We start from the raw sequence: 23,485 nt of genomic DNA, 5'->3' as shown, positions 1-23,485 counted from the left end.
GCCGGCGCCTACAAGCAGCTAGGTTGTAGGCGGCCATCCTTTACGTCGGCACGGGTGTCTGGCCGAAAGCTCTGAATAAAGCCACCTCGGGTAAGGTATTGAACTAATTGAATTTCACCCCTTCAATTTGCTTGACAGGCCAAACACCCCTCATTACTATAACGCCCACTCAATATGGGGCCTTAGCTCAGCTGGGAGAGCGGTTCGCTGGCAGCGAACAGGTCAGGAGTTCGATCCTCCTAGGCTCCACCATCTTGTTTTAATAATCTACGTCTTAATCCATCCAAGACTGTCCTGAAACCAGCGTCATTGCTGGTTTTTTTTGTTTTTATACTATCCAGTCATACGCAGAAGTTTCTTTCTATGCCAATAGATGGCAGAGGAACTCTTCTGTGTATTAATAGCAGTCTATTAGATACGGGGCCTAGTGGCCCCGTATCAGTATGCTTAACGATCTATGCGGTAGATTTTTTCTGGGTTTGGCTTGCTACCCCAAGGTAGGCCAGAGTTCTGCCAGCCGTTTTGGATACGGAAGCCGGTTTTTTCGCCTGCTTTAGCGCTGTCACCTTGGAAGCCGTTAATCATGTAGGTTGCATTAGGGAAACCGTGTTTGCGTAGAAATTCTGCGCTTGGTAGGCCTCGTTCACTACCAGAGCGACACATAGTGATAACGGTCGCTTGTTTGTCTAAGCCGCGTTCAAGCAGGGCTTGTTCAACTTGAGTGGCGAAATCTGGATTTTGGTAAAGGCGAAAGCGGTTTTTCTTAGCATCCCATTGGCTACGATCTACCATTAGGTAGGGGATATTTAGATCCACCTCATCGGTAAAGCCAATAAACATGATTTCAATCGGGTCACGCACATCAATAAACAGCACCTCATCCGGTTTTTGTTGTACTAGGTCATAGGTCGCCTTGGGAGTGATACCGCTAATATCGCTTGCCTGGGCCGTGCTTAGTGGTAGCGTCATTACTACACTAAGGAATAGTGGGGTTAGATATTTCTTCATCGGATGTCCTCTCTTTTAAAAACTAAATCGGTAGGGTTACCGCTATCTGCTGGTATTAAGATAAATATAATGTAATAACCTATTTTATATTAGTATTTTCTAATATAAAATAGGTTATTACAATAGGGTTGTAACTTTTCAGTCTGCTTTTGCTGAGAATATGATTTAGCTCTAAGCTTGTTAGTCGACTGCAATCCTTCACTTTATAATTATCAAAGATAAGGAGATTACTGATGTTAAGACGAGACCCTGAGCAGCCTTGGCATCCCAGCTATTGGTTGGCAGCACTGGGTGCTGGTGGACTTTCTATCTCATTTTTTATGTATTTAATGTGGTTGGTACCTCATCAGGGTTTTCCTATGCCGACTTGGCAGCATCTGTCAGCTTTGTTGAGCGGTACTACGCCGCTATCTACAGGAGTCCGCCCACTGGCTATTTTGGCGACCCTTTTTATGTTGTTGCTGGCTTTGTTGCACTTTACGCTGCTGATCTGGAATATTCGTGAATATAGTGCGGCACGCAGTACAGAAGCCTACCAGCGATTATTGGGTTCTCCCAGCGAAGTGCAGTTGATGGCCCAGCCGCTGACATTTGCGATGACTGTTAATGTTTGTTTTGCACTAGGTGCGCTCTGTGTGCCCGGTTTATGGTCTATTGTGGAATACCTTTTTCCTTTCGCTTTGTTGGCGTTTACTGCTATAGGCGTTTGGTCACTCAAACTCTATGGCCGTTATTTGAGCCGGATGCTTGTTAGCGGTGGGTATCGCCATGAAGAACACAATCATCTCTCTCCATTGATGGCTGTTTTTACCTTTTCTATGTTGTCTGTTGGTTTTGCCGCACCGGCGGCTATGTCGCACTTAGCATTTGTGGCGGCGTTGGCAGCAACCTTATCGATTCTGTTTTTGGTAATCGCCGTGGTCTCCGGTGTATTGATTTTAATATCGGGCCTGCAAGCGATGTTGCAGTATGGTTTACAAAAACAGGCTACGCCTAGTATTTGGATGCTGATCCCGATTATGACGTTGCTTGGGATTGAATGGGTGAGGATGCAACATGGCTTGAGCCATCACTTTGCAACTCCTGTTGAGCAGGGCAGGTTGTTTGTTGTTTTGACAGCCATTTTTATGTTGCAGCTGGGCATTATGCTGCTGGGGTATCGTGTGATGCAGCTTAATGGTTATTTGACTGATCATCTTATCGGTGACCAGCGTAATCCCGTTAGTTTTGGCCTGATCTGTCCCGGTGTAGCTCTGTTTGTGATGGGTATGTTCTGGTGGCACTTGGTGTGGGTACAAGGGGGTATAGTCACTGCGTTTGGCGTGGTTTACTGGTTGGGGATTGCAGGGCTTGCGGTGGTTCAGTTTTTAACGCTAGGGGCATTACTACGTTTGAGTCATCGTTTGTTGCTACACAAACCTGTTGAGATTGCGTTAATGGAGTAAATACACTGTGGCTATTAAGGTCATAGTTAAATTTAAACGGCGTGAAGAAGACAAGCGACGCAATTTTATTTAATATTAGATATATCTAATATTTGTGAGCAGGAGATATACCATGAGTGAAGTCCAAACTTCCCCGTGTGTGCCTCAGGTGAAAGCCTTTTTTGATGAGCCAACGAATACTTTTAGTTATGTAGTACGGGATCCTGACTCTAATGCTTGTGCCATTATTGATTCGGTGTTGGATTTTGATTATGCCAGTGGTTCTACCGATGTGCGCTCGGCGGATGAGATCATTGCTTATGTGCGTGATAACGATCTGTCGGTTGAGTGGATTCTTGAAACCCATGTTCATGCTGATCATCTGTCGGCAGCACCTTATTTACATCAAGCCTTAGGTGGTAAGACAGGTATTGGTGCTTTCATTACAGTGGTACAGGATACTTTTGGTAAAGCATTCAATGCCGGTAGTGAATTTGCTCGTGATGGCAGTCAGTTTGATCATCTATTTGAGGAAGGTGATCGTTTTAATATTGGCAACCTTGAAGGCTATGTGTTGCATACGCCAGGGCATACTCCGGCCTGTTTAACTTATGTGATCGGTAATGCTGCGTTTGTGGGTGATACGTTGTTTATGCCTGATTATGGAACGGCTCGTTGTGATTTTCCCGGTGGTGATGCACGTACCTTGTTTCGTTCGATCAAGAAGGTGCTCAGCTTACCCAATGAAACTCGAATCTTTCTTTGCCATGATTATAAGGCGCCGAATAGAGACGAGTATTGCCATGAAACTAGTGTTTTGGAACAGCGTCAGCACAACGTGCACGTCCATGAAGGTATTACGGAAGATGAGTTTGTACGTATGCGCACTGAGCGTGATGATACGTTGGAAATGCCTAGGCTAATTCTGCCATCGGTTCAGGTCAATATGCGAGCGGGTGAGATGCCGCCAGCAGAAGACAATGGCCAAGTGTACCTAAAAGTGCCCATTAATCTGTTTAAATAACATCGAGGAATTTATGGATATTAAAGAACTAGAACCGGGCTTTTCTATCAGCCATGCGATCTATCCCAGTGATATTGAAGAGCTGAAAACCCTTGGCTTTCGCGCGATTATCTGTCATCGCCAGCCAGGTGAAGCGGACGACCATATCGACGACTCCCTGCTACGCCAAGCAGCAGAAGCGGCGGGAATTGAATGGGTCGAGATTCCTGTGACACCGGGTGAATATACAACGGAAGCGATTGAGGCCTTTGGTGCCGCAATTGATAGGTTGCCGACGCCTATTTTGGGTTTTTGCCGCAGTGGTCGCCGCGCGGTATCTCTTTGGGTTCACAATCAAGTGCAGCAGGAAAGCTGTGATTTAGGGCAGTTGTTGAAGGCCGCCCATGCTGCGGGTCATGATTTACATGCAGAGAAGGATAGCTTTATTCAATGCTGACCTCTGAGACTAGGCCTTGAATAGGGAGTAAAGTGCGTTAGAGGTTAAGAGAATAGGGCGTTAAGGGAATAGGTGGGCAGTGAATATTAAAAAATATCTCCCGATTTTGACATGGTTGCCAAATTACCGCTTGGCGATTTTTAATCAGGATCTGATGGCGGCTGTGATTGTAACCGTGATGCTTGTCCCTCAGTCATTGGCTTATGCCATGCTGGCGGGATTGCCACCTGAAGTAGGGCTTTATGCCAGTATCGCCCCGTTATTGATTTATGCGGTGTTGGGCACAAGTAGTGCGTTATCGGTTGGCCCTGTTGCGGTAATTGCGCTGATGACGGTGACCACGGCCGGTAATATTGTTTCTCCCGACGGTGAGGCTTATCTAGCAACGGTTATCCTGCTTACATTTATCTCCGGTATTATGCTGACGTTGATGGGGCTATTTCGTCTGGGTTTTTTGGCCAACTTTCTAAGTCATCCGGTTATTTCTGGTTTTATCACGGCTTCTGCGGTGATTATCTCTCTTAGCCAGCTCAAACATATATTGGGCGTTTCGGTGAGTGGCCACAATCTGCCCGAACTGCTGATGGCTTTGATTCAAGCGTTGCCACAATTGAATTTGGCAACGCTGTTGATGGGTAGTGGAACTTTACTCTTTCTTTATGCCACTAGACGCTGGCTGGGTAAGCTTCTGGCTCGGTTGGGTTTCAGTCGATCAATCACTGGTAGTGTAGGCCGCTTGGCCCCTATTTTGGCGGTTGTGGTAACGACTTGGATAGCCGCTCAGTTTGGTTTAGTCGAGCAGGGGGTTGCCGTTGTCGGTGAAGTGCCTGCAGGCTTACCGCCTTTAGCGATGCCGTCTACGGATGTCGGCCTTTGGCAGCAACTGTGGGTTGGTGCTTTGCTGATTAGTATTGTTGGTTTTGTGGAGTCGGTGTCAGTGGGGCAGACGTTGGCGGCAAAGCGTCGTGAACGTATCGATCCAGATCAGGAGTTAATTGGCCTTGGTTGTGCCAATCTTGGCGCTGCGGTCAGCACGGGTATGCCGGTAACGGGTGGTTTTTCTCGCTCGGTGGTAAATTTTGATGCGGGTGCTCGAACCCCCGCCGCTGGGGCATTTACTGCCTTGGGCATTTTAGTGGTTATTCTTTGGTTTACGCCCTTATTGCAGACGTTACCGATTGCCACGTTGGCGGCGACAATTATTATTGCGGTACTGTCGCTCATTGATATTCATGCTATTAAGCATACTTGGCGCTATTCTAAAGCTGATTTCTCGGCGATGTTGCTAACGGTTGTGATTACTCTACTGCAAGGGGTCGAAGCGGGTATTCTCGCTGGGGTTGGTTTGTCTCTAGCGCTACATATTTATCGCACAAGTCGTCCACATACCGCAGTGGTTGGACGGGTGGCTGACAGTGAGCATTTCCGTAATATAGAGCGACATGTAGTAGAAACCAGTCCTAATCTGTTGATTATTCGGGTGGATGAGAGTCTCTATTTTGCCAACGCCCGTTATTTGGAGGATCAGATACAGGCGCTGGTTAGCCAAAACCCAGAACTTCAGCATTTAGTGATCAGTTGTCAGGCGGTCAATCTGATCGATGCTTCAGCATTGGATAGTTTGGAATCGATCAATGCGCGCCTGAAGGATACCGGAATTAAATTGCACTTGGCCGAAGTTAAAGGGCCGGTTATGGATCGTTTGGAGCGGGTTGAGTTTCCGGAGCATCTGAGCGGTGAGATATTTATCAGTACGTTTGCTGCTTGGCAGCGGTTGAAGAGCGGTGATAAAGATTAAAAACCTCGTTTGATGAGAGGTTGTAAGGATAGATGGCGATCATGCCATAAATTTCTACTATGAAGCCTATTGTTAGTATAAATTTCATTTGGTTATAAGCTTATAGTATTCTGTTATTAAGCAAGAGCAGCAATGCTCACTAAACTAAATTGTCACAACGAAAGTAAGATAACTGGAGAAATGAAAGATGGCACTTCGAATCAATGACATCGTACCTAACCTCGATTTGAAAACCGATCTAGGCGACTTCAAACTGCATGATTTTATCGGTGATAGCTGGGCTATCCTGTTCAGTCACCCGAAAGACTTCACACCTGTTTGTACCACTGAATTCGGTGCAGTCGCGCAGCTGGCGGCTGAGTGGGAAAAGCGTGGTACTAAAGTGATTGGCCTGTCTGTTGACGGTGTTGATGAGCATGTTGAATGGAAGTCAGATATAGAGAAATATTCAGGCGCGCCAGCAAAATTCCCAATTATTGCTGACGAGGATATGGCGGTTGCCAAGGCACTGGATATGCTACCGGCCGATGCTTACTTGCCAGATGGCCGCACTGCCGCAGATTCCGCTAGTGTACGTGTAGTATTTATCTTCAGCCCAGATAAAAAACTGCAGCTGTCGATGACCTACCCAATGTCTGTTGGCCGTAACTTTGCCGAGGTTCTACGTGCGTTGGATGCATTACAAGCAACCGCTGGAGCACCTATCGCAACGCCTGCTAACTGGGAAGTAGGGCAGGATGTTATTGTTGGTTTGTCTTTAAATGATGACGAAGCGAAAGCAAAATTTGGTGATGTTGATATAAAACTACCTTACCTGCGTACGACTAAGCAGCCATAATGAGGGTTTGATCCTCATTGCAGGATGATACGCCTTGTCCACAGTTTCGGCTTGTCGACAGGGCGTTTTTGTATCTGTACTCCCAGTCCCCAGTTTTAATTTATTTAAGCCTGTTTTAAAACAAGGTAACTTCTATTTTTGGTATACAAACTCCGTTGGTTTTTTACCGTCCCGCCCTGATTTTACTTAACTTTACTTTTTCCTAACTCAAGTTTACCTAGCTAGCTGTCACTATAGCCTCATTAATTGAATAGGAGATAGCAGCATGAAAAAAGCGCTTTTTGGATTCGTAGTGGTAGGGATTCTAATCGCAAATGCAGGGAGCGTTAATGCTGCGCCCGGCGGCCATCATTCGCGACCTCATGGGCCAGTAGATTTTTTACCTGCAACGGCAGCTCACCTGATTATTGAAGGGGTTAAGTATTGGTTATCCGATGGGGTGTATTACCGTAAAGCGGGTGAGCATTATGTGGTGGTTGAAAAACCACCCGGTAGTTTGCGCCATTTACCTAATGGCGCAGTCGTCGTTAAGCGGGGTGGTCATGATTATTTCCGGCATGGAGGTGTTTTGTATCGTTGGGTGCCAGCGGTACGTGAATACCAAGTGGTGGAGGTGATAAAAACATCAGTGCCGGCTAGGTATCAGTTGGGTAGTGTTTTAGACACCCTGCCTAATGGGGCTTACGCACAATTAGTTAATGGGGTGCAGTATTTTACGTTGAACGGACAGTTTTTTATGCCTTCTGAGGTCAATGGTAAAGCGGTTTATGTAGTGGTTGATATTCATGCGAATTAGGCCGCCATTATTGGATTAGGGCTTTAAGTACAACGGAAAGCTGTAAAGGTTTGATGGGCTTGGTTTAGAACAAATTTTCAGTGAAAAGTAGTTTTTAAATGAGTGCCTTATACAAAATGTTGTTCTGTCTAAGGCTCCTTAAATAGTTAGTGATACGAAAGAGAAAGAGGGTTAACCATGAAAAAAGCGGTACTTTTATTAGCGACGGTTATTATGTCTTCGACCGTCTTACCTGTGCAGGCAAAGGGTGATCGTCCAGCGCCACCTTCCTTTGAGGAGCTTGATGTTAATGGTGATGGTGGATTGAGCAAAGATGAAGTTAAAGGGCCTCTTTTGGAGGATTTCGATAAGTTTGATGCGGATGGTAATGGAATTTTAAGTAAATCCGAATTGCCTGAGCGACCAAAACACAAAAGATAGGTTGTTTAGCTGCATCTAAAATCTGGCCAATGCCTCAATATAAATCAACATGAAGGGCCATCTTCAGTTAAAAATTGGGCATTGGTCAGCTTGTTTTTCAGTCATGTTTAATAAGTTTGGTCGTTTTTATCTCTTAGCTATTATTCCTTTATATATGCATAGTTAAACTGTGTTGTTGCTGCCATAAGTGCTTGATCTAATATAGATAGTGACTGTTGTAGTTGCTCTTGGGTAATGATGAGAGGCGGTGAGAGTTGCAATACATTGCCTTGGGATACTTTAAACGATAGGCCCAACTCTAAACATGTGTACATCACCACTTCTGCTTCTTCACAGGCACGTTCTTTACTTATAGGGTCTTTGACCAAATCGATTCCCCACAATAAGCCACGGCCCCGAATATCACCAATAAGAGAATATTTGTCTTTTAAATCCTCTAACTGTTTCTTCATCCATTTTCCGTGGGTTTGGGTTTTACACAATAGGTCTTCCCGCTCTATAACTTCGAGTGTTGCAAGTGCTGCAGCGCTGCCTAGCGGGCTTTTCTCGTGGGTATAATGGCCGAGGGATACATCTTCAGCGATATTAAACTTATCGCGAGTAATCATTGCGGCAAAAGGCACGATGCCGCCGCCAAGCCCTTTGCCAAGGCAGAGGAAATCCGGTTCGATTTCATAATGTTCAAAAGCGAACATATAGCCAGTACGTCCTAAAGCGATAGGTATTTCATCTAAGATCAGTAATACACCATATTGATCACATAGTTCCCGTACCCGCTTCCAATAGGCTTTACTAGGGAATTGGGCATCAGTATTACGGACCGTTTCAGCAATAAAAACACCGATGTCGGGATCATTCTGTAAAACGTATTCAAGATAATCCGCATAAGCAAGGTCGTCCTCATCCTCTTTTGTGAATACTCCTCTATAAGTTGTCGGTGGTGGTATATGCTCAACTCCAGGCATGAGTGGGCCTAAGCCTTTATTGAAGGAATGGGTTCCGCCAACAGAGATCGCATCCATAGAAGCGCCATGGAAAGAATCCCAGAGAGAGATAACTTTCTGTTTTCCACTGACGATACGCGCTAGTTTGAGCGCCATTCCGACTACTGAGGTGCCACCTGGTGCAAACAGCACACGGTTTAGATCGCTAGGTGTTAAGGCGGCTAATTTACGTGCGCAATCTATCGCTGTTTGGTTGGTATAACGGCGGGTGGAGAAGGGCAGAGTATCTAACTGCTCTTTTAGTTTGTTAATCAGATAGGGATGACCAAAACCGATTTGGTGGACGTTATTACCATGGAAGTCCATATATTTTCTGCCCTGTGTATCTTGCAGATAGATTCCTTCAGCGGCTTCTAACGGGGCAAGACAGGGAGTGGACATCGCTTGATGTAGGAAATAGCGACTGTCTTGTTCTAGCATTGCTTGTGCAGCAGAGTCGAGATTGTCCTGCTGCCAGATTTGACGTTGGGTGCTCTGATTAATATCACCCTCTTTGCGTAGATTATTATTACTCATTATTAATCTCATATTGGTATAGACCAGATGAGTGATTACAGAGTTTTATACCCTAAGTTGTCAATGGGGTATGATAGTTTTAATAAAAACTTAGCAAAATTGTCATATGTGATTTTTCTGCACTTGGGGTAGCATTAGGCACTTCTATTAGGTTTGATCACATTAGCCTACACACAAGGATTTTCTGTTCGATGACCATCCGTAAATCGGTTTCAAGCGCTTCCGTTGTCACTTACCTGCGAAACTGTATAAAAAAGGGCGACCTTAATCCGGATGACAAACTGCCATCTGAACGTGAAATTAGTGAGCGTTTAAAAACCACTCGAGTAACAACCCGTGAAGGGCTTAAACAGTTAGAGGCGCAAGGCCTTATTTATCGTTCTAATCGTCGGGGTTGGTTCGTGACACCGGAACGTATCAACTATGATCCAAGTCGTGCGATCTATTTTATGGATTATGTCTCTGAGCAGGGACAGATACCTTTTAGCCGAGAAATTCTTAAACGTAAGATCGTTGCCGATGCGTTTTTAGCTGAGGCGATGAAGATCGATCTAGGAGAGCCTGTAGTTGAGTTACACCGTTTGCGTGGAGCGAATAACCGACCGGTTTATTTTGAGCGTATCTATCTACGTGAAGCTATATTGCCAGGCGTTTTTGATAAACCATTGGAGCGTTCAGTAAGTCGAGTTGTTCGTGATGAGTATCAAACGGATTATGACAAAGTTGATCTAAATATTATTGTAGGTTCATTGGATGAGTATGAGGCCGAGTTGTTGCAAGCACCTGCAGGTTATACCTCTATTGAAATTCAACGATTATCTTATGATCAGGACGGCCATGTTATTGAGTTTGATGTAGAGCATTGGCGTCATGATGCTTTGCAATTGAAAGTTAATCTTAGTGCGCATTAATTGTTTGTCCGTCTGTCTGTAAATTTAGTTAATCCGCTTTAGATTAAGTGATCTATATAAATATTTTCAAATTATTTTTTTGCCATATACCCTGTTATTTCAAGGCTCTTAGCCGATTGAAGCGTGGTAATCTCATTTAAGTTTACTAGAAACATAATTACGTAATAAAACCGTCAAAAACCTTGTTTATTATATTCCCTAATCAAACTGGTATATACCAGAAAATTTAATAGGGTTAAGGAGATGACGGTGAAATTAGTAAACAAACTTAGCATTGCGCTAATGACTGCGGGTGTTGCTCTGACAGGTTCTGTTCAAGCTGCTACTGAATTGACGGTATACACGGCGTTAGAAGCGGATGACCTTAAACGTTATGCTTCTGAATTTAACAAGCAATACCCTGATATTAAAATTAAGTGGGTTCGCGATTCTACAGGTATTGTGACTGCAAAATTATTAGCTGAAAAAGAGAATCCACAAGCGGATGCTGTTTGGGGATTAGCAGCAACCTCTTTATTAGTTTTAAAAGGGCAAGCGATGTTGAGCCCTTATGCGCCTCAAGGCGTAGAAAACCTATCAAGCAAGTTCCGTGATGCCGACCAAGTTCCTTCATGGGTGGGTATGAATGCGTGGATGGCTTCTATCTGCTTTAACACTATTGAAGCTAAAAAGCATAACCTACCAAAACCTACATCTTGGGAAGATTTAACTAAGCCTGTTTATAAAGGCCATGTCATCATGCCTAACCCTAACTCATCTGGTACAGGGTTCTTAGATGTTTCGTCTTGGTTGCAGATCTTTGGTGAAGATAAAGGCTGGTCTTTTATGGATGGCTTGCACCAGAACATCAGCCGTTATACGCATTCTGGCTCTAAACCTTGTAAATTAGCCGCTTCTGGTGAAACGCCAATCGGTGTTTCTTTCGCATTCCGTGGCGCTAAATTGAAGAATAAAGGTGCACCAATTGATCTTGTCTTCCCTCGAGAAGGTCTAGGTTGGGATATGGAAGCTGCCGCCATAATTAAAGGTACAAAAAATCTTTCAGCGGCGAAGAAACTACTAGATTTTGCTGTATCTAAAGATGCTAACCAGATGTACAACAAGGGCTTTGCGGTTGTTGCAATGCCTGGTGTTGCTAAACCTGTACAGTATTTCCCTGCCGATGCTGAATCTTTGATGATTGATAACAACTTTGCTTGGGCTGCGAATAACCGTAAGGAAATTCTTGCTAAATGGCAAAACCGTTACGACGGTAAATCTGAGCCAAAATAAGTATTTTTTTATTCGAGTGTTTTCGAACTGGCATGAGGGGCTCTAGCTCCTCATGTTTTTATGCCATATCTATCATCCCATCAGGAAAAAAAGATGAGTGATTCCTACCTTAAAATTATAGAACTAGATAAGTTCTTCGGTGATTTTGCCGCGTTAAAGAATATTTCACTGGATATTAATGAGGGGGAATTTGTCTGTTTCCTGGGGCCGTCAGGTTGTGGAAAGACCACACTGTTACGGGCGATTGCTGGATTAGATATCCAAAGTAATGGTCGGATCATTCAGGATGGTAAAGACGTATCTTGGTTGTCACCGGACAGTCGTGATTTTGGTATTGTTTTTCAGTCGTATGCACTTTTTCCAAACCTAAGCGTTGCTGACAATATTGCGTATGGCCTACGAAATCGCAAAGTTAAACGCGTTGATCAGAAGGAACGTGTGAAGGAGTTGTTGGATATTATCGGTTTGCCAGATTCAGGTTCAAAATTTCCTGGTCAGCTATCCGGTGGTCAACAACAGCGTGTTGCCTTGGCCCGCGCCATAGCAACATCGCCCGGTTTGTTATTGTTGGATGAGCCTTTGTCTGCTCTTGATGCACGAGTGAGGCATCATCTTCGTCATGAAATTAAAGAGCTGCAACGTAAGCTTGGTGTCACTACCGTTATGGTGACCCATGATCAAGAAGAAGCACTCTCAATGGCTGATCGCATTGTGGTGATGAATCATGGTGTTATTGAGCAGGTAGGCACACCAGAAGAGATCTACAGCTATCCTAAAACACCTTTTGTCGCTCAGTTTGTGGGAACCATGAACTTTGTTCCTTGTTCTGTCGTTGATAAGGGGACGATCAATGTGGGTGGTAACTCGGTATGTTGTCCACAGGCTGCATCAATGATAGATCAAACAGGGGTCAGTTTAGCTATTCGTCCTGAAGATATTCGTATACGTAATACTGAACAGGCCGATAATCGACTTTTAGCACAAGTTACTTCAATGGAGTTTTTAGGCTCTTTTGTGCGCTCTAAGTTGAGTGTAGAGGGGATGAACGATCTTATCATTGCCGATTTTTCTATGAATGATATTCGTGATTTTAATATCTCTCATGGCGATCAATTAGCATTAGATCTTCCGGAGGAGCGCTTGCATTTGTTTGCAGGAGAGGTGCTATGAGTATTTTTGAAAACCTCCCGGTATCTCTGACGCAGGAGACCGTTTTAAATACACCTAAGGCCACTTTATCTCGCGATCAAATTCTGCAAGCAAGCGGATTATTAATTGCTAGTATTATTCTGTTAATCACGTTGGTTTTACCGCTTTACACTATTTTGTCAAAAAGCGTAGAAGACCAGCAGGGTGGTTTTATTGGATTGGCTAATTATATTGATTATTTCTCGACACCGGCACTGTCGATGTCGATCAGTCATACCTTAACCATCGCTTTCATCACAACGTTTATAGTGATTGGGTTAGCGCTGTTAACCGCTTATGCTTTGACTCGAACCTGTATGCCTGGGCGTGGTTTTTTTAAAGTTTTTCTTATGGCGCCGATCTTTGCACCTTCGCTGCTGCCGGCGATCTCTTTGGTATACCTATTTGGTAATCAAGGTGTGTTGAAAGGGTTGATGTTTGGCGAGACTATTTATGGCCCCATTGGGATTGTGATTGGTTTGGCGTTTTGGTGTTTTCCACACGCGTTGATGATTCTTGTGACAGCGTTAAGCAATACTGATGCTCGTTTATATGAGTCGGCAAAAGTACTTCGCACATCAGGTTTTCGAACCTTTATGACGATTACCTTGCCATCAATAAAATATGGTTTGATCAGCGCTTCATTTGTTGTCTTTACTTTAGTGATTACTGACTTTGGTGTGCCTAAGGTGATTGGTGGTCAGTATAATATGTTGGCAACCGATATTTATAAGCAGGTAATCGGGCAGCAGAATTTTTCAATGGGTGCTGTCGTCTCTGTTGTCTTACTACTGCCTGCATTATTTGCTTTCGCGATTGATCGTTGGGTGCAACGTAAGCAGGTGGCGCTGTTATCAGCGCGTGCAGCGCCTTTAATCCCTAAGAAAAATCCAGTTAAAGATTGGACTATGTTAGCGCTTTGCTTACCTGTTCCAATTATTATTTTGACGGTTTTAGGTATGGCTGTATACGCTTCATTAGTAAGTTTCTGGCCTTATAACTTGTCACTATCTTTTGCTAATTATCAATTTGATCTTATGGATGGCGGTGGTTGGGAAGCCTATTACAACTCTTTAGAGATGGCATGCTGGACTGCGCTTATAGGTACATTATTTATTTTTTATAACGCTTATCTAGTAGAAAAAATAAAGGGTCTCAAAACGCTGAGGATGCTATATCACTTGGCAGCGATGATCCCTTTAGCTGTGCCTGGCATGGTGTTAGGTTTAGCCTATGTTTTCTTTTTTAATGCACCTAATAATCCGCTAAATTTTGTTTATGGCACTATGGCAATTCTTGTGATCTGCACGGTTGCCCACTATTACACGGTCTGTCATCTGACCGCGGTAACAGCGTTGAAGCAAATTGATAATGAATTCGAAGCGGTTTCTGCATCATTAAAAATTCCATTCTATGTCACTTTCTGGCGTGTGATTATGCCCGTATCTCTACCCGCATTATTGGAGATAGGTAGTTATCTTTTCATGAATGCGATGACCACTGTTTCGGCGGTCGTCTTTATCTATTCGGCCGATACTATGCTGGCATCGGTCGCTGTTCTAAATATGGATGATGCTGGTGATATTGCCCCAGCCGCAGCGATGGGGGTTCTGATTATGGGGACCTGTATTCTGGCTAAGTTAATCCATTGGGTCTTTTCACATTACCTTTTAGCTAGGACTCAGCGTTGGCGTGCGGGCACTTAATTAGTCAGCTGGGAATACCGGAGAGCGAATTATAACCTAACAGTTTTGTAGGCGTAATTTAACAAAACTGTCACCCTTTTGGGGTGTTATTGTCTGGTCTATACCAGATAGAATGTAAGCAATATATCAAGAATGATTTCACTTTAAATAGGTTCACTTTTTAGTGGGCAGTGTCATGAGCGAATAGAAATGAGTAACCGAACGCAACCCTATCTTTTAACACCCGGTCCTATCACGACTAGCATGAGCACTAAAGAAGCGATGCTCTGTGATTGGGGATCTTGGGATCAAGATTTCAATAAAATTACAGCTGAAGTATGTGAGCGCATCTTAGATCTTGCAAATGCTAAAGGGACCCATGTATGCGTTCCTGTGCAGGGCAGCGGATCCTTTGCGGTGGAAGCTACTTTAGGAACAATGGTGCCTAAAGATGGCAAAGTTCTAGTGCTGATGAATGGCGCTTATGGCCAGCGAATTGGTAAATCGTTGCAGTATATGGGACGTGAATACTGCTTTATAGATATGGGAGATTATGAGCCGCCTAAGCCAGAAGAGGTTGCGAAAAAGCTGGCTGAAGATTCCATGATTACTCATGTGGCTGTTGTCTATTGTGAGACAAGCTCTGGTATTTTAAATCCGGTAGCTGAAATTGCAGAGGTTGTTAAGCAAGCCGGGCGTGGTCTGATTATTGATGCCATGAGTGCGTTTGGTGCCTTACCTATAGATGCACAAAAATTACCTTTTGACGCACTGATCTCAGCGGCTAATAAATGTATAGAGGGTGTACCTGGTTTTGGTTATGCGATTGTCCGTGAGGATATTATGCAAGGGAGCCAAGGTAATGCTCATTCCCTGTGTCTGGATTTATATGAGCAATGGGTTTACATGGCCAAGACTGGCCAATGGCGCTTTACACCACCAACCCATGTGGTAGCTGCTTTTTTACAGGCACTTAAAGAGCACGAAGCTGAAGGTGGTGTTCAAGGTCGTTATGCCCGTTACGCACGTAATCGTGATCGCATGGTGATGGGTATGCGTGCTCTGGGCTTTAAAACTTTATTAGAGGATCAGTGGCTATCTCCCATTATTACTACCTTCTTCAGCCCTACAGATAAAAACTTTGAGTTTACTGATTTTTATAACCGCCTAAAGGTACACAACTTTATTATTTATCCAGGCAAGCTAACCGAAGCAGAGAGCTTTCGTTTAGGCCATATAGGTCAATTATATGATCAGCAGGTTGATCAATTGTTAGACGCTGTAGCGGTAGTATTGGATGAGATGCAGGTCTCTTTATAAACGATAATGACGATAGGAAATAAATAATGAGTTTTTCTTACAAACGCGCTTACACAGGGCCTGTTACTGCTGCAATTTTTGATTGGGCAGGCACAACCATTGATTTTGGTTCCCTAGCACCGATTAAAGCGTTTAGTGCTCTGTTTGAGCAGAACCAAGTAGCCATAACCTTGGCTGAAGCGCGTGCACCCATGGGTGCCGAAAAGCGTGAACATATTCGTCAGATATTGGCGATGCCACGTGTTAAAGATGCTTGGCTTGCCGCACAAGGTAAAGAAGCCGACCAAACGGATATAGATCGTCTTTATAACGATTTTGTGCCTTTGCAGATTGGCACGATTGCGGACCGCTCGACATTAATTCCGGGTGCTTTAGAGACATTTGAATATCTGCAAGAGCATGGGATTAAGATTGGTGCTAATACAGGTTATGCAGAAGAGATGATTGTTGATCTACTGCCCAAAGCTGCAGAGCAAGGTTATGTGCCTCTCTCTAATGTGTGTGCCCCCCAAGTGCCGAAAGGGCGACCTTATCCACATATGACGTTAAAAAATATGTTGGAGCTTGAGATTGAAACGGTACAGTCGGTAATTAAAGTGGATGACACACTGATCGGTATTGAAGAAGGGCTTAATGCAGGTTGCTGGACGGTCGGTGTTGCCGTCAGTGGTAATGAAGTGGGGTTAGACCTTGAGGAGTGGTTGGCATTGAGTGCAGAGGAACAGAACAAACTACGTGGAAACGCTTATGCGCGTTTTCGTGCTTGTGGTGCCCATTATGTAATTGATTCTATCGCTGATCTTCCAGAGGTTGTTGAAGATATTAATCTTCGTTTGGCCTGCGGTGAACAGCCCTAAATGTTTTATAAGGTGATGAGTATTGATGGCTTATCACTGATTCGTTTCATGTAGAGAGGGAGGTTTTTGGCGTTAATTGCAGAGCGCATTTTAGTTGCTTGAACTTCCATTTATAACCCATAACAGTTTGCTGTTATGGGTTCTTTTTTGCTTATTTTAGGGTTTATCATGAGTTGGTTAGCAGTTTCCTTAGTTATTTTTTCTGCGTTATTACATGCATCATGGAACCTGTTAGGTAAGAAAGTCAGTCCTACCGTTGCATTTTTCTCCTTAGCTTTTTTAGCCGGCACGCTTCCGTTGACACCTATAGTTTTGCCTTTTGTTTGGGATCAGGGCGCGGTGTTGTTCCATTTGCTTCCTTTACTCCTGCTTTCTGGCTTTTGTCAGGCGATCTATTGCAGTGCATTGGCATTATCTTATGCAGAAGGAGCAATGTCAGTGGCTTATCCTCTCGCACGATCAATCCCCGTGATGCTGGTCGCGGTGATCAGTAGTGTCTTAGGGATGCAAGCTCTTCTTAGCCTGGAGGCCTATATCGGAGTGTTTCTCGTGCTACTGGGAGCAGTATTGTTACCTATGCAGCATCTTAGGGATTTTAAGGTAGGTAATTATTTTAGCCGCTGCATGTTACTTGCCTTATTAGCGGCTAGTGCAACGGCTGGATATAGCATTGCCGATAAAATAGCGATAGACCAATTGGCTGATCACTTACCTCAGTCAGGGTTGATTGTTGCAGTGATCTATATTTGGTTGGAGGGCATTGCTGCGTGCATTTTCCTTTTTACTGTCCAATTAGTTAGAGCCGATGATCGGCATAAGTTAAAAACGGTTTTAGCCAGCCAGAAAAAAAGCATTGCTCTAACGGGCGCGATGATTACGCTCACCTATTTATTAGTGCTTTGGGCGATGCAGTTATCAGAAAATATTAGTGCGATTGTTGCCTTAAGGCAGGTCAGTATACCTATAGGTGCTTTGCTTGGGGTGCTGTTATTTAAAGAGCAGCTGGGGTGGGTTAAGTCGGTCGCTTTAATTCTGTTGTGTGCGGGTGTCTTTTTAATTTTATCGCCGGTGTAGTGGTTAAATCTGCTTACTCAGACGAGGGGAGGTTAGCTTGTTCGTCTGAGTAATAGATCTATCTAGATTATTTATCAGATTTCCCTGCTGATGCTGCCAATTTAGCCAGTTGTTTATCAAACCACCAAGGGGACTTATTTGTATCTTCAGCTGCTTCTTTTCGTCGTATGGCGTTGCGAACAGTCATTGCCCCGATCCAACGAATAGGTTCTGGAGGGAATTGTCCTCTTGGGCCTTGAGCTAGCCCCGAACGACTCCATTCATCATCTTCTTCCAATACTAATGAGCGGATAATGTTGGCGCCTAGGTAAGTTTGCACAACACCGTTACCAGAATAACCGAGCCCATAGATAATATTAGGGTTTTCTCTGAGATAACCGAAGAAAGGAAAGCCACTGACGGAACGGTCAGAGGGGCCAGTCCAGGTGGTATCTACTTTATGCCAAGGAATGCTTGGAAAAAACTTATTAAGTGCTGATTGCAGAATAGGTTGATAGCGGCTGGGTTGGTCAAATGCAGGGCTTACTTTATTGGCAAAAGCAAACATATTACCGCCTTTACCCATCATTAGACGACCATCTTCTGTTGTACGGTAATAGTGGACAAAGGTGCGGGAATCAACAACAGCGCAGCCTGTTTCTAGACCAATAGTTTTTAGTAAAGCCGGGATCGGTTGAGTAATAAGCATGTCAGAAGACACTAAGGTGACACTGCGGGCAAACTCACGAAACTGTGAGGGCATCCAGGCATTGGTTGCTAAAACGACTTTGCTTGCGTTAACACGGCCTTTACTCGTTACCACTGTCGCGGGTTGCCCCTCGATCAGGGTGCTCATCGGACTGTTTTCAAATATTGTGATGCCCAACTTTTCTGCGGTAGTTTTTAAGCCTCTGACTAATTTTCCCGGTTGGACGCTTCCTGCGGCGGGAGAATATAAACCTTCAAGATGGGCATAGGAGCCCGTTGCCCGTTGGACTTTTTCTAAGGGTTGCTTTGTCCAACTATTAAGCTTCTTAGCGGTTAGCTGACTGACAATGCTATCCATACTACCGATCTGTGCATTATTACTGGCAGTATAATAAGTACCGTCAACGCGTAGTTCACATTCTATTTTATGTTCTTTACAGAAGGCATCCATCTCATACACTGCATTTTCTGAAGCCGTTACTAATCGGCCCGCTTCCTCCTCGCCAAATAAACGGGCGAGAGATGGATACTTGGTTGACCATGTCAGCATACAGCCCCCATTGCGACCTGAGGCGCCGCTACCACACAGCTTGGCTTCTACAATGACGATCCTTAGGTCCGGCTTGGACTGTTTGAGTTTGATCGCACTCCAGAGACCAGTATAACCGCCACCCACAATGCATATATCTGCAGTGACTGCTTGGGTTAGCTCAATTGGAGTGTATTCTGCTTCAAGGGAGAGTGCTTGTTGTTGCCAAAATGGCATATGAATTGGTTGCATTAGTATTTTCTCTGGTATATACCAGTTGATTGTATGCAGTTAAAACCAAAGAGTACATATTTCTATAGCGGGTTTAACTAAAGCTTCATCGCGTAGTCATATAGTCACGAGAGTAATCTTAGATATTGGCTTAAGTGACAATACCTATCATGAGCCTCTGTGTATTTATCACTTAAGCATAGGGTTAACTATTTTGGAGAACGGGTAATGGCTCTGGCAATTTTTGATTTAGATGAAACGTTGATAGCAGGGGATAGCTGTTCTCTATTTTGTGAGTATCTGCTTGAAAAAGGCATAGTCGATCAGTCTTTTGTTGAACGTGATGCTGAATTGATGAGGTTGTATACGCAAGGTCAACTTGATCAACACGATTACATTGAGTTTTTTATTGGCGAACTGAAGCATTTGTCCATCGAGCAGATCCATGCATTAATGCCTGTATTTATTGAATCTTATATAAAACCGGTGATATATCCGCAGGCGGTTTCTTTGTTGAAAGCGCTTACCGAACAAAACCTGCGGCTTTTGATTATCTCTGCAACATCTTCCTTTATTGTTGAAAAGGTTGCAGAACTGTTAAACGTAAATGATTTTATCGCCATTGAATTAGAAGTTAGCGGCTCTTACTACACCGGCAAAATTCAGGGGACGCCCTCTTTTGGGAAGGGAAAAGTTACACGCTTAAAATCATGGCTAGAGGAGCAAGAGGAATCATTGGAAGGTGCATCGTTCTTTTCTGATTCAATCAATGATCGTCCACTGCTCGAAGTTGTGTCCTTTCCTGTGGCAACTAATCCAGATCAGGCACTTACGCAGTTAGCTAGACAAAATAGCTGGCCAGTATTGCAGTGGCATTTAAAAGAGGAGGGTTTGAGGTAAATAGGTAGTACCTAAGGAACGGTCGGCGGATGAGTCCCGTTACGATTTTAATAACGCCCCCTATTCATCAATATGAAGGGCCATCTTCAGTTAAACGTTGGGGTGTTGGTTAGTGTGTTTTACGACCCTATCAGATGGATGCTATTACTCTAAGATAGTCGCTGTCAGGGCGGCTTTACTTCCATTTATCTCAAGCACAAACACGCTATCACTCTGATAAAGAGCGTCAGGGGGCGGTCGCTTTTATTCCTTTTAGTCGTTGTACCCATTGCTGTTCCCAACAGCAGTTATGTGTAACGCCATCGATGACATAGATAGAAACCTTATGTTTTAAATGGCGAAACTTGTCGTGAAATTTTTGTAATAAAATTGGCGGCGTATTTTTATCCTTGGCACCGACAAAGTGATGTTGCTCGATCTGTGAAAGCTGATTGATGTAATGGGCTGGATTCAGAGAGTCTGCTAGCGGTGAGACATGATGGTAATGGGACCACTCTGTATGGTCGAGGTTTGCTGAAAGGGTAATGACTTTGTTGATATCATTCCTTCTGAGTGCGATCAGTGTCGCCACCGTTCCACCTCCTGAAAACCCAATGAGGTTTATGTGTTTGGCTTCAGTGTCTTGGACCGCTTTATCTATGGCTTGATTCATGGCTTGAATAACCTCTTCAGCGTACCTTGCTGAGGTCCAGTAGCGGTTATTGCAATGAGGTTGTGTTGGGATATATTGACAGGGTCTCGCTAGGTAAAGGCTATCATTTTCATGTGCGGCAAGTGCAAGCTTCAGCGCAACTGGATTTTTAGGTGTCGGATCTGATGAGGGTTTTGTTCGGGATGACCAAGCGAAACCATCACCTTCTATATAGATGGTTAACAGGTCAGATTTTACTTTGTCGGCGGGTTGATAGCTCCGAAGCGTGAATTGTGATGTTGTTATATCTACTGCCACCCAGTGTTTAGTGGCGGCTAACGTTTCTGCTGTTGGATAGGTATTGTAGGAGCAGGCTGTTAACGTCAGTGTTAGGATAAGGGTTAACTTTATTAAGGCTGAAGTGTATTGCATTGGCTAACGCGTCCTTTTTAGGGTGGCTTCCCTACATGGATGTTCCCCTTCTTAAATTAATTTTACAAGAGTGAGCTATGTATAGGCGAAGGTTCTTAGGGCTTTTGTGTGAAGCGGCAGTGATCGCACCTTTAGTGTTTCAAATTAGAACGGCTTCAGCCTCATTAGATAAAGTGGGGGTGAATAGCGAAACATTGTCTGCTTTTCTTGATGTTCTTATACCTAAAGATGAGACACCCTCTGCGAGTGAGCTAAATATCCATAAAAAAATCATATCGCATGCCTATCGAATTGAGAACTACATTGTTTTATTGGAGCAAGGGCTAGCGTGGTTGGACCTGCAATCTGAGACTTATTTTATGAAGCCTTATGCGGCGCTTGGAGCTAGGGAGAAGGAGCGGGTGACCTATCTTGCTTCAACACAAGATGCGCCGAGTATTGTTCAGCTATTTTTTAGTCGAATTAAAAATGATGCACTATTTATTTACTACACTCAACCGGAAAGCTGGAAGGGCATGATCGAGTCGCCTCCTCAGCCCTATGGTTATCCTGATTTTCAAGAGATCGGCTAATGGGCTTTTTACACGAAGATTATGATGTCGTCATTGTAGGGGCCGGTGCTGGCGGTGGTGCGATGGCTTGGGCGTTGGCACAGGAAAATATAAAGGTTTTAGTTTTAGATGCTGGGCCTGCTTATGCGCCTGAGGTGGATTTTAAATTAACAACTCAGCACTGGGAGGATAGCTTTCCCGCTAAATATAAAAGCCCTGCTGTTCAGTTTGCCTCCCATCAACCATTAAAAAAACAGTATAAAGGGCTGAGATCGTGGAATCACCTTCGTGGACTGTTAAATACCAGTAATGAACGCATATCCTTTGGTTATCATCGTGTTCAAGGGATAGGGGGGAGTTCGCTGCATTATAGTGCTGAAGCCCATCGAATGAATCCACATGCCATGAAAATGCATAGCCGGTTTGGTGTGGCAGCTGATTGGCCTTTGACCTATGAGGAGCTGGAACCCTTTTATGCGCAGGCTGAAGAGATGATGGGGGTTGCCGGGAATTCTGCTCACCCACCTCGATCGCGTTGGCGCAGTACGCCATTTCCGCAAAAAGCCCACCCGCTGTGTGCACATAGCCAGATTTTGAGTCGAGGTTTTAATCAATTAGGTCTTAATCTAGAACATAATTCATTAGCGATTTTGTCGACACCAACGGATGGGCGTCCTTCATGTAATTATTGTGGTTGTTGTTTGAAAGGTTGTTCACGGATGGACAAAGGCACTGTTGACCTTACCTATATTAAACACGCTGTAGCGACCGGGTTTTGTACGGTTGTGCCCAATGTATCGGTCAAAAGAATTGAAACGGGAGATAAGGATAAAGTCACGGGTGTTCAGTTGGTACACGAAGGGAAAGAGATGCACCTCCGGTGTGATTTATTAGTGGTTGCTGGCGGTGCAATTGAGACACCACGTTTGTTACTTGCGTCAAAGAGTGCTCAATCGCCCGATGGGTTATGTAATGAGTCTGGGCAAGTCGGAAAAAACTTTATGGAGACGCTTCTTTGGACGAGTAGCTGTTTTTATCCACAAGCGCTGGGTAGCTATAAAGGGACCGCGGTTGACGCTATCTGTTGGGATTTTAATGACCCTGATGCTATCCCCGGTGTGATTGGTGGATGTCGATTTAGCACATCGGTTGCTGAGTCTGACTTGCTTGGCCCGCGCGCGTATGCAACACGCGTAGTAGACGGTTGGGGGCTTGATCATAAAAAGAAAATGAGAGCCTTATTTGGCTCTGTTTTGTCGGTGTCGGGTATTTGTGAAAGCCTCCCCCATGAAAAATCTTTTGTAAGCTTATCCATAGATAAAGATGAGTCGGGAATGCCGTTACCAGTTATTAGTAGTTACCTAGACGAGGAAGCCATTAATCGCATCGCGTTTATGTCAGACAAATGTAGAGAGGTCCTTCGTGCAGCGGGTGGAGGTGAGATTTTTGAGGAGTTTAGCTCCTACGATATATTCAGTTCGACTCACGTTTTTGGGACATGTCGAATGGGTAATGATAGAGGACGCTCGGTGGTTAACCGTTTTTGCCAGAGTCACCGCTGGGCTAATCTTTATCTTGTTGATGCAAGTGTGTTCCCTAGCTCCGGTGGGGGGGAATCGCCGAGCCTTACTATTCAAGCATTAGCCATACGAGCGGCGAAGCATATTATAAATAAATCAGGTTAGGTGATCATTTTTAAGAGAGAGAAGGGGTATTTGTGAAGGTGTAAGCGCTCTGTTAGTGGTCGATAATAAGGCTTTTCCTGTTTAATGGTTTTTTATTTTTAAAACAAAAAAATAGTATTAAGTCTGTTTGTTTTTTATGTGGGCTTTTATAAATATCAAGTAAATATGGGGTATTCAGGTTAAGTTAATCTTAATTAATTGCCTATTAATTAACCTTTTTTTAAACATTGTACCTTAATTTCCTGTTTATTATCCTGTTTGAATATAA

Annotated in this window: 21 protein-coding genes and 1 tRNA gene; 18 read left to right on the top strand and 4 right to left on the bottom strand. The window is 44.1% G+C overall.

The genetic code is table 11. The features are described from left to right. Positions 1–176: 176 nt before the first annotated feature. Positions 177–252 (top strand) — tRNA-Ala (locus Q4492_RS07725). Positions 253–447: 195 nt separating this feature from the next. On the opposite strand, the gene Q4492_RS07720 is transcribed toward Q4492_RS07725, so the two are convergent. Next, positions 448–1,008 (bottom strand): rhodanese-like domain-containing protein, encoded by a 561-nt coding sequence (locus Q4492_RS07720; protein WP_303416666.1) that lies wholly within the window; start codon positions 1,006–1,008, stop codon positions 448–450. Positions 1,009–1,241: 233 nt separating this feature from the next. Here Q4492_RS07720 and Q4492_RS07715 point away from each other — a divergent pair, with 233 nt between their 5' ends. The 7 genes from Q4492_RS07715 (at position 1,242) to Q4492_RS07685 (ending at position 7,744) form a co-directional block, all read left to right on the top strand. Beyond that, a complete protein-coding gene (locus Q4492_RS07715; protein WP_303416665.1) occupies positions 1,242–2,453 on the top strand; it encodes a hypothetical protein in 1,212 nt (403 codons plus the stop codon). A 112-nt stretch (positions 2,454–2,565) separates the two neighbouring features. Beyond that, the gene (locus Q4492_RS07710; protein ID WP_303416664.1) at positions 2,566–3,456 is read left to right on the top strand and encodes an MBL fold metallo-hydrolase; all 891 of its coding nucleotides are present in this window, start codon (positions 2,566–2,568) and stop codon (positions 3,454–3,456) included. Positions 3,457–3,469: 13 nt separating this feature from the next. Further along, on the top strand, positions 3,470–3,892 hold the full coding sequence (locus Q4492_RS07705; protein ID WP_067866840.1) for a TIGR01244 family sulfur transferase: 423 nt from the start codon (positions 3,470–3,472) through the stop codon (positions 3,890–3,892). A gap of 79 nt (positions 3,893–3,971) precedes the next feature. After that, complete coding sequence (locus Q4492_RS07700) at positions 3,972–5,690, top strand: SulP family inorganic anion transporter (protein ID WP_303416663.1); 1,719 nt, start codon at positions 3,972–3,974, stop codon at positions 5,688–5,690. Between the two features lie 187 nt (positions 5,691–5,877). After that, positions 5,878–6,528: a peroxiredoxin gene (locus tag Q4492_RS07695; RefSeq protein ID WP_067866844.1), complete on the top strand. Its 651-nt coding sequence runs from the start codon at positions 5,878–5,880 to the stop codon at positions 6,526–6,528. A gap of 265 nt (positions 6,529–6,793) precedes the next feature. Continuing rightward, positions 6,794–7,324 (top strand): DUF6515 family protein, encoded by a 531-nt coding sequence (locus Q4492_RS07690; protein WP_303416662.1) that lies wholly within the window; start codon positions 6,794–6,796, stop codon positions 7,322–7,324. A gap of 177 nt (positions 7,325–7,501) precedes the next feature. Beyond that, positions 7,502–7,744, top strand: a complete 243-nt coding sequence (locus Q4492_RS07685) for a hypothetical protein (protein WP_303416661.1) — start codon at positions 7,502–7,504, stop codon at positions 7,742–7,744. Between the two features lie 140 nt (positions 7,745–7,884). Here Q4492_RS07685 and Q4492_RS07680 read toward each other — a convergent pair whose 3' ends face one another. Next, complete coding sequence (locus tag Q4492_RS07680) at positions 7,885–9,264, bottom strand: aspartate aminotransferase family protein (protein ID WP_303416660.1); 1,380 nt, start codon at positions 9,262–9,264, stop codon at positions 7,885–7,887. A gap of 191 nt (positions 9,265–9,455) precedes the next feature. Here Q4492_RS07680 and Q4492_RS07675 point away from each other — a divergent pair, with 191 nt between their 5' ends. The 7 genes from Q4492_RS07675 (at position 9,456) to Q4492_RS07645 (ending at position 17,571) form a co-directional block, all read left to right on the top strand. After that, positions 9,456–10,175, top strand: a complete 720-nt coding sequence (locus Q4492_RS07675; protein ID WP_303416659.1) for a UTRA domain-containing protein — start codon at positions 9,456–9,458, stop codon at positions 10,173–10,175. A 243-nt stretch (positions 10,176–10,418) separates the two neighbouring features. Further along, positions 10,419–11,447 (top strand): putative 2-aminoethylphosphonate ABC transporter substrate-binding protein, encoded by a 1,029-nt coding sequence (locus tag Q4492_RS07670; protein ID WP_303416658.1) that lies wholly within the window; start codon positions 10,419–10,421, stop codon positions 11,445–11,447. Between the two features lie 93 nt (positions 11,448–11,540). Beyond that, positions 11,541–12,617: a putative 2-aminoethylphosphonate ABC transporter ATP-binding protein gene (locus Q4492_RS07665; RefSeq protein ID WP_303416657.1), complete on the top strand. Its 1,077-nt coding sequence runs from the start codon at positions 11,541–11,543 to the stop codon at positions 12,615–12,617. After that, complete coding sequence (locus Q4492_RS07660) at positions 12,614–14,341, top strand: putative 2-aminoethylphosphonate ABC transporter permease subunit (RefSeq protein ID WP_303416656.1); 1,728 nt, start codon at positions 12,614–12,616, stop codon at positions 14,339–14,341. The genes Q4492_RS07665 and Q4492_RS07660 overlap by 4 nt, the downstream gene beginning before the upstream one ends. A gap of 189 nt (positions 14,342–14,530) precedes the next feature. Next, positions 14,531–15,640: a 2-aminoethylphosphonate--pyruvate transaminase gene (locus tag Q4492_RS07655; RefSeq protein WP_303416655.1), complete on the top strand. Its 1,110-nt coding sequence runs from the start codon at positions 14,531–14,533 to the stop codon at positions 15,638–15,640. A 26-nt stretch (positions 15,641–15,666) separates the two neighbouring features. After that, positions 15,667–16,497 (top strand): phosphonoacetaldehyde hydrolase, encoded by an 831-nt coding sequence (phnX, locus tag Q4492_RS07650; RefSeq protein ID WP_303416654.1) that lies wholly within the window; start codon positions 15,667–15,669, stop codon positions 16,495–16,497. A 168-nt stretch (positions 16,498–16,665) separates the two neighbouring features. After that, complete coding sequence (locus Q4492_RS07645; protein WP_303416653.1) at positions 16,666–17,571, top strand: EamA family transporter; 906 nt, start codon at positions 16,666–16,668, stop codon at positions 17,569–17,571. A 67-nt stretch (positions 17,572–17,638) separates the two neighbouring features. Here the strand turns inward: Q4492_RS07645 and Q4492_RS07640 are convergent, their stop codons facing one another. Continuing rightward, on the bottom strand, positions 17,639–19,039 hold the full coding sequence (locus tag Q4492_RS07640; RefSeq protein ID WP_303416652.1) for an FAD-dependent oxidoreductase: 1,401 nt from the start codon (positions 19,037–19,039) through the stop codon (positions 17,639–17,641). Positions 19,040–19,246: 207 nt separating this feature from the next. On the opposite strand from Q4492_RS07640, the gene Q4492_RS07635 reads away from it, so the two are divergent. Then, positions 19,247–19,918, top strand: a complete 672-nt coding sequence (locus Q4492_RS07635) for an HAD family phosphatase (protein ID WP_303416651.1) — start codon at positions 19,247–19,249, stop codon at positions 19,916–19,918. A gap of 226 nt (positions 19,919–20,144) precedes the next feature. Here Q4492_RS07635 and Q4492_RS07630 read toward each other — a convergent pair whose 3' ends face one another. Then, positions 20,145–20,981 (bottom strand): alpha/beta fold hydrolase, encoded by an 837-nt coding sequence (locus tag Q4492_RS07630; RefSeq protein WP_303416650.1) that lies wholly within the window; start codon positions 20,979–20,981, stop codon positions 20,145–20,147. Between the two features lie 77 nt (positions 20,982–21,058). Here Q4492_RS07630 and Q4492_RS07625 point away from each other — a divergent pair, with 77 nt between their 5' ends. Together Q4492_RS07625 and Q4492_RS07620 are read left to right on the top strand one after the other, a co-directional pair. Next, complete coding sequence (locus Q4492_RS07625; protein WP_303416649.1) at positions 21,059–21,553, top strand: gluconate 2-dehydrogenase subunit 3 family protein; 495 nt, start codon at positions 21,059–21,061, stop codon at positions 21,551–21,553. Then, positions 21,553–23,217 (top strand): GMC family oxidoreductase, encoded by a 1,665-nt coding sequence (locus Q4492_RS07620; protein ID WP_303416648.1) that lies wholly within the window; start codon positions 21,553–21,555, stop codon positions 23,215–23,217. The genes Q4492_RS07625 and Q4492_RS07620 overlap by 1 nt, the downstream gene beginning before the upstream one ends. Positions 23,218–23,485: the final 268 nt, after the last annotated feature.

The organism is Neptuniibacter sp. 1_MG-2023 (genome assembly GCF_030547185.1).
Classification (GTDB): domain Bacteria; phylum Pseudomonadota; class Gammaproteobacteria; order Pseudomonadales; family Balneatricaceae; genus Neptuniibacter.
This window is presented reverse-complemented; position numbering and strand designations above follow the sequence as displayed.

Bases quoted from the DNA above. Each gene is read 5' to 3' on its own strand.
- Q4492_RS07620 (WP_303416648.1), top strand. From the start codon at position 21,553: ATGGGCTTTTTACACGAAGATTATGATGTCGTCATTGTAGGGGCCGGT.
- phnX (WP_303416654.1), top strand. From the start codon at position 15,667: ATGAGTTTTTCTTACAAACGCGCTTACACAGGGCCTGTTACTGCTGCA.
- Q4492_RS07630 (WP_303416650.1), bottom strand. From the start codon at position 20,981: ATGCAATACACTTCAGCCTTAATAAAGTTAACCCTTATCCTAACACTG.
- Q4492_RS07715 (WP_303416665.1), top strand. From the start codon at position 1,242: ATGTTAAGACGAGACCCTGAGCAGCCTTGGCATCCCAGCTATTGGTTG.
- Q4492_RS07645 (WP_303416653.1), top strand. From the start codon at position 16,666: ATGAGTTGGTTAGCAGTTTCCTTAGTTATTTTTTCTGCGTTATTACAT.
- Q4492_RS07690 (WP_303416662.1), top strand. From the start codon at position 6,794: ATGAAAAAAGCGCTTTTTGGATTCGTAGTGGTAGGGATTCTAATCGCA.
- Q4492_RS07685 (WP_303416661.1), top strand. From the start codon at position 7,502: ATGAAAAAAGCGGTACTTTTATTAGCGACGGTTATTATGTCTTCGACC.
- Q4492_RS07720 (WP_303416666.1), bottom strand. From the start codon at position 1,008: ATGAAGAAATATCTAACCCCACTATTCCTTAGTGTAGTAATGACGCTA.
- Q4492_RS07710 (WP_303416664.1), top strand. From the start codon at position 2,566: ATGAGTGAAGTCCAAACTTCCCCGTGTGTGCCTCAGGTGAAAGCCTTT.
- Q4492_RS07675 (WP_303416659.1), top strand. From the start codon at position 9,456: ATGACCATCCGTAAATCGGTTTCAAGCGCTTCCGTTGTCACTTACCTG.
- Q4492_RS07705 (WP_067866840.1), top strand. From the start codon at position 3,470: ATGGATATTAAAGAACTAGAACCGGGCTTTTCTATCAGCCATGCGATC.
- Q4492_RS07625 (WP_303416649.1), top strand. From the start codon at position 21,059: ATGTATAGGCGAAGGTTCTTAGGGCTTTTGTGTGAAGCGGCAGTGATC.
- Q4492_RS07640 (WP_303416652.1), bottom strand. From the start codon at position 19,039: ATGCAACCAATTCATATGCCATTTTGGCAACAACAAGCACTCTCCCTT.
- Q4492_RS07670 (WP_303416658.1), top strand. From the start codon at position 10,419: ATGACGGTGAAATTAGTAAACAAACTTAGCATTGCGCTAATGACTGCG.
- Q4492_RS07680 (WP_303416660.1), bottom strand. From the start codon at position 9,264: ATGAGTAATAATAATCTACGCAAAGAGGGTGATATTAATCAGAGCACC.
- Q4492_RS07635 (WP_303416651.1), top strand. From the start codon at position 19,247: ATGGCTCTGGCAATTTTTGATTTAGATGAAACGTTGATAGCAGGGGAT.
- Q4492_RS07655 (WP_303416655.1), top strand. From the start codon at position 14,531: ATGAGTAACCGAACGCAACCCTATCTTTTAACACCCGGTCCTATCACG.
- Q4492_RS07665 (WP_303416657.1), top strand. From the start codon at position 11,541: ATGAGTGATTCCTACCTTAAAATTATAGAACTAGATAAGTTCTTCGGT.
- Q4492_RS07660 (WP_303416656.1), top strand. From the start codon at position 12,614: ATGAGTATTTTTGAAAACCTCCCGGTATCTCTGACGCAGGAGACCGTT.
- Q4492_RS07695 (WP_067866844.1), top strand. From the start codon at position 5,878: ATGGCACTTCGAATCAATGACATCGTACCTAACCTCGATTTGAAAACC.